Annotated in this window: 4 protein-coding genes; 2 read left to right on the forward strand and 2 right to left on the reverse strand. The window is 58.6% G+C overall.

Annotation, left to right across the window (positions count from 1 at the left end):
• On the forward strand, positions 1 to 745 hold a 745-nt coding region (locus AC1DH9_RS27850), incomplete at its 5' end, for a DUF808 domain-containing protein (RefSeq protein WP_477809207.1).
• A 207-nt stretch (positions 746 to 952) separates the two neighbouring features.
• On the opposite strand, the gene AC1DH9_RS27855 is transcribed toward AC1DH9_RS27850, so the two are convergent.
• Positions 953 to 1,744, reverse strand: coding sequence for an MlaA family lipoprotein (locus AC1DH9_RS27855; protein WP_427547055.1), 792 nt, complete (start codon positions 1,742 to 1,744; stop codon positions 953 to 955).
• Entirely contained in the window at positions 1,737 to 2,840 is a 1,104-nt protein-coding gene (locus tag AC1DH9_RS27860; RefSeq protein WP_477809208.1) for an alpha/beta hydrolase family protein, read from the reverse strand. Before AC1DH9_RS27860 ends, AC1DH9_RS27855 begins: the two co-directional genes overlap by 8 nt.
• 366 nt (positions 2,841 to 3,206) lie before the next feature.
• Here AC1DH9_RS27860 and AC1DH9_RS27865 point away from each other — a divergent pair, with 366 nt between their 5' ends.
• Entirely contained in the window at positions 3,207 to 3,575 is a 369-nt protein-coding gene (locus tag AC1DH9_RS27865; RefSeq protein WP_427547061.1) for a hypothetical protein, read from the forward strand.
• Positions 3,576 to 3,618: the final 43 nt, after the last annotated feature.

Below are 3,618 nucleotides of genomic sequence, written 5' to 3' on the forward strand. Positions count from 1 at the left end.
GGTCTGGGCCGTGGCCAAGGGCTCGTTTCGCAACAAACTGATCCTGGTGCCATCGGCGCTGGCGATCAGTGCATTCACTCCGTGGCTGGTCACGCCGTTGTTGATGGTCGGTGGGGCCTACTTGTGTTTCGAGGGCTTTGAAAAGCTTGCCCACTCGTTTTTGCACAGCAAGGCTGAAGATCAGGCGGAACACGCGCAGTTGGTCGAAGCTGTCGCTGATCCGGCGACAGATCTGGTGGCGTACGAACAGGACAAGATCAAAGGTGCGGTGCGCACCGACTTTATCCTTTCGGCTGAAATCATCGCCATCACCCTCGGCACCGTGGCCGGTGCAACGCTGATGCAGCAAGTGATCGTGGTGTCAGGCATTGCGATCGTCATGACCGCCGGCGTTTATGGCCTGGTGGCGGGTATCGTCAAACTCGATGACCTTGGCCTGTGGCTGACCCGCAAGCCCGGGCAAATGGCCAAAAGCATCGGCGGCGCGATCCTGCGCGCCGCGCCGTACATGATGAAAAGCCTCTCGGTGATCGGTACGGCGGCGATGTTCCTGGTCGGCGGCGGGATCCTGACCCATGGTGTACCGGTGGTGCATCACGCGATTGAAGGCGTCAGTCAGAGTGTCGGCGGTTTCTCATGGATTGTCCCGAGTTTGCTCAACGCGGCAGCAGGGATTATTGCGGGGGCGGTGGTGTTGGCGGGTGTGATGGCAGTGAGCAAAACCTGGAAAACGGTGAAAGGCTGAAGCCAGGACACATTCCAAAGGCAACAAATATCAAATGTGGGAGCGAGCCTGCTCGCGATAGCGATCTAACCGTCAACATCAATGTTGAGCGTACTGGCCTCATCGCGAGCAGGCTCGCTCCCACAGTGGATTTGTGGTGTTTGAGATACCTATGAAAAAGGCCATTCGATCCGCTCGAATGGCCTTTTTTGTTACCCGCTGAATGCCTTACTCGGCGATCTGCAACTTGCGCGCTTCGGTGTACACGTAACGCACCTTCTCGTACTCGAACGGCGAGTTCAGCTGGCCATAGCGGAAGTTGGTCTGATAGCGCTTGTCGATGCTGCGCAGAACCCAGATTTCCGGATGGTTTTCGCTGACTTTCGACACGTTCAGGTAGTTGATCGCCGACTCCGCCGTATAGTCGACCGCGAGGCCTGCGGTATCACGCAGGTTCGAGGGGCCGAGGATTGGCAGTACGAAGTAAGCGCCGCCCGGAACCCCGTAGAAGCCCAGCGTCTGGCCGAAGTCTTCGACCTGGCGCGGCAGGCCCATGGCGGTGGCCGGGTCCCACAGGCCGCCGATGCCGAGGGTCGTGTTGAGCAGCAGTCGCCCGGTGATGTCCAGCGAACGCTGGCCCTTGAACTGCAGCAGGCTGTTCACCAGATTGGGTACGTCACCCAGGTTGTTGAAGAAGTTGCTGACGCCCGTGCGCAGGAAGCTTGGGGTGATGTAGCGATAACCGTCGACCACCGGCAGGAACACCCATTGGTCGAACCGGTAGTTGAAGTGGTAGACCCGACGGTTCCACGACTCCAGCGGGTCATAGACACTCAGCGCATTCAGGGTCGAGCGTTCGAACTCACGCTGGTCCAGCCCCGGGTTGAACTTTAGTTTGGTCATCGGCTCGGTGAAGCCGTCCTGATCAACCACCGTCGTGGAGTTGGCCTTGCTGTTGTCGGCATGGGCATAGCCGACTGCGCTAAGCAGTGCAGCGAGCAGAAGGAGGTGTTTAGCCACGGAAGAACTCCAGCATGGCGTCGGCATTGACGCGGTAGTTGAGGTTGCCGCAATGGCCGCCGTGAGGATAAACCGTCAGGCGATTGCCGAAGGTTTTACGCAAGAAACCGAGGTCGCCCGGGCCGAGGATCACATCGTCAGCATTGTGCATCACGGCAATTTTCGGGCTGTCGTGCAGGTAGTCCTTGAGCGCGTAGAGGCTGACCTGGTCAATCAACTGCAAGATGCTGCCGCCATCGGTACGGGCACGCCACATCGGGATCACCTGCTCGGTGAGATAGCAGTCGAAATCACATTGCAGTGCACGCTTGAGGAATGGCTCGAGGCTGGTGCCTTCGGTGATCGGAAACTTGGGCGGGGTGATCAGGCCGCGTCGGTTGATCAGGTCCGAGGTGAAGGTGATGTCGGCGGCCGAAAAGCGGAGGTTGGTGACAGAGGTGTAGAGGTTGACCGGAGGATTGAGCAGCAAGACTTTCTTGAAGTTGAAGCTGCGTCGGGTTTCATCCAGCTTGCTGACAAACGCCGCATCCAGTCCACCCAGGCTGTAGCCGGTGAGGTAGTAGTCGGTGATCGGCAGCTTCGGGTTTTGCGCACGAACCGMTTGCATCACGCGGTACATGTCCTCGGCGTCTTCCTTGGACACGCCCGGGGTGGCGAAGCGGGAAGCGGCGCTCATGAAGTCGAAACTGGTCGGTGAGGACAGCTGTACGACGTGATAACCGGCTTTGTAATAGAGCTTTTTCAGGTATTCGTTAATGCTGCTGTCGAAGCGTGCACCAGTGCCGGCAATCAGGAAAATCAACGGTGCGGCGTGATCCTGTGTGGCCATGCGATAGGTGAGCTTTTTCACTGGCCAGAAATTGTCTGGCAGGTCGAATTCGCGTTCCGGGCGCAGCTTCAGGGTGTGATCGGATTGATGGATCGCGTCATCGGACGGCAACTCGGGACGCAACTCCGGCGGGGTCGTGGCGATGGTCGCCTCGAACGGGTTGGTCAAGGGGTAGCCATAACTGACGGCGTCGATGTCTGCCGCCAGTGCGGACGCACTCAAAATAACGCCGCCTATCAAGGCAGCAAAGCGCAAGGAACGGAGCATGACTAAATCCCTTAGAGGAAGGTGCCTAGGGTCTGTACGAAAACTCGTCGAGCGGCGATCAGGCAAGGCAAAAACAGGCGAGGAAGCGGAGTTTAGGCCCCTAAATGAGCATTCCGAGCCTGTTTTTAACGCAGCCTGGTCGACGCGCAGACAGTTTCCGTACAGAGCCTAATGAGGTTCGCAGGCTATGACCACCGGTGTTGCGCCAAAGTGCCATGCGGCGGCACCAAAGAGGCTGAATTCGGATCAATAGCGGCTGAACGATACACTCTGCAGCGATTGTCTGAACAGATTTCTCATGGTCTCGCTTGCTTACGGCTGGCGGGCGATTAAGCTGGGCGCCGTTTTCGTTTATCGGAGTGCTTCATGTCCCGCCGTCTGCCCGTCATTATTTTGCTTATCGCCTTGCCGCTGTGGCTGGCCGCCAGTTATGGATTGCGTTATGTCCTGATGGAGGACGCCCAGTGGGTTGGTCTCTGTGTTGATGAGGCAAGCCGTTGGGAATGCCAGGCGCGCTCCACCCTTGGCCTGATGATTCACTTCAAGGTGATGGGCGGGGCTGCATTGGTGGCAGCAGTGTTGGGCTTTGTGGTGCCGGGACGGGCCGGCTGGTGGCTGGCGGTACTGGCGCTGGTGTTCGGGTTTCCGGCATTGGCGCTGTACAACACCAGCATTGCGGTATTTGCCGTAGTGATCGCGGGGCTGCGGTTGGTTCGGGCGCCACGCGCAGCCTGATAGACCGTCATCGCGAGCAGGCTCGCTCCCACATGGATTGCGC

Source organism: Pseudomonas sp. 05T35, assembly GCF_056396605.1.